We start from the raw sequence: 1,113 nt of genomic DNA, 5'->3' as shown, positions 1-1,113 counted from the left end.
AAAGACTGCTTGTTACCAGACTTGGTGCCACTTGGCAAGCATATATGAGCAGTCGCTCATATTATCTCTGCTCGAAATAAATCTTTTCAACCTGTCGCAGCCGAAAATCTCTGCTCTGCCTGCCAGGTTGCTTCCACCTTCCACCTCTTGTTTATTATGGAAAAAGTGGCAACTGCTCCAATCCGGTCCGTTCATCCATGCCAAACATGAGATTCATATTTTGCACTGCTTGTCCGGCAGCTCCTTTGACCAGATTGTCGATGACCGACAACACTGTCAACCAACCGGTGCGGGAGTCGACCGCCACACCAAGATGACAATAATTGGAGCCGCGTACATGACTGGTTGCTGGCCAGTTTCCTGCTTCCAACACCTGAACAAAGGGTTCGTTCAGATAGTAGGAGTGCAGGGTTTCCTGCCATTCCGCCTGGGACCGTACAACACGAGGGCGCAGATGGCAAGTGCTCAAGATGCCCCTTGACTGGGGCAACAGGTGTGGGACAAAGCGAATGCGCAGCTCTGTACCCGCCAATAGCGATAATTCTTGTTCCATTTCTGGGGTATGGCGATGCCCTTCCACCTTATAGGCACGGAATCCCCCTTCGACTTCCGTAAACAGGTTATCCTGACTGGCCGAACGTCCGGCACCGCTGACCCCCGATTTGCTATCGATGAGCAAGCAGGCAGGATCGATCCACTCCCCTTTCAAAAGTGGGGCCAATGCCAAGAGCACAGATGTGGGATAGCAGCCGGGATTGGCAACCAGGCGGGCGGTAGTGATAGCCGCACGGTGCAGCTCCGGCAATCCATAGACCGCCTCTGGAAGCAGTTGCGTTGCCAGATGTTCGCTTCCATACCAACTGCGATAGACCAAAGGATCGTGCAAACGAAAATCGGCAGAGAGATCGATCACCCGCAGCGCATTGCCAAGAAGCTGCGGCACCTCACGCATCGATGCCAAATGAGGCAGCGCACAAAAGGCCACATCCACCCTATCCAATCCCTCTTTGTCACCCAGAGGACGACAGCAGAGATCGGGAAGGCTGCGCAAATGCGGAAAGGCTTGCCGCAATGGTTTGCCGGCATAGCGCTCCGAAGTGACATGCACAATCT

At 53.8% G+C, this 1,113-nt stretch carries 1 protein-coding gene; it reads right to left on the bottom strand.

Annotation, left to right across the window (positions count from 1 at the left end):
- Positions 1-154: 154 nt before the first annotated feature.
- Positions 155-1,113, bottom strand: a 959-nt coding sequence (argC, locus tag EJP87_RS16910) for an N-acetyl-gamma-glutamyl-phosphate reductase (RefSeq protein ID WP_130472988.1), incomplete at its 5' end; no start/stop codon positions are given.

Origin of the sequence: Candidatus Magnetaquicoccus inordinatus, assembly GCF_004217665.1 — a bacterium.
GTDB classification, from domain to species: Bacteria; Pseudomonadota; Magnetococcia; order Magnetococcales; family Magnetaquicoccaceae; genus Magnetaquicoccus; species Magnetaquicoccus inordinatus.
Note: the sequence above shows the minus strand (reverse complement) of the source record. Positions and strands in the feature narration are given on the sequence as shown.